Source organism: Sulfitobacter sp. HI0129 (assembly GCF_001635395.1).
Taxonomy (GTDB): Bacteria; Pseudomonadota; Alphaproteobacteria; order Rhodobacterales; family Rhodobacteraceae; genus Sulfitobacter.
In genome coordinates this window covers 1-372 of sequence record NZ_LWGH01000173.1, presented here as the reverse complement: position 1 = coordinate 372, position 372 = coordinate 1, and the positions used below count along the sequence as shown (strand labels likewise).

Annotated in this window: 1 protein-coding gene and 1 pseudogene; one reads left to right on the top strand and one right to left on the bottom strand. The window is 58.6% G+C overall.

Annotation, left to right across the window (positions count from 1 at the left end; translation table 11 throughout):
• Positions 1-203, top strand: a 203-nt coding sequence (locus A3764_RS24460) for a hypothetical protein (protein ID WP_150122048.1), incomplete at its 5' end; no start/stop codon positions are given.
• Here A3764_RS24460 and A3764_RS25820 read toward each other — a convergent pair.
• Positions 164-372 (bottom strand): annotated as a pseudogene (locus tag A3764_RS25820) (ABC transporter substrate-binding protein); the annotation flags it as partial. The gene A3764_RS24460 and the pseudogene A3764_RS25820 overlap by 40 nt on opposite strands.

The window sequence follows — 372 nt, the reverse complement described above, 5'->3', positions numbered from 1 at the left end:
TCGCCGGGGCCTATGGCATCCTTGTTTCGATCATCGTCGTCTACGGCGGCATTAGCTATGTGATCGAACGGTATTTTTCCCGCGCCCGGACGCTGCGGCGGCTCAATGCGCAGCGCGAAGAGGCGCTGGCCCGCAAGGCTGAAGAGCAAGGCCTTGCCGACGCTGCATCGGGTCCCGACTTTGTGATCATCGCATCGTTGTAATCGGCCACACCCTTCGAATAGGCCCCGATGAAGTCCTGCGTCATCTGCTGTTCACTCTCGGCATTCTTGGTAGAGGTGAAGACGGTCGTAACCTGATAGTCCGGCAGATAGGTCGCCACGTCGCCGATGATATGAACGGCACCTGATTCCGCCAGCGGCTTTGCGATAT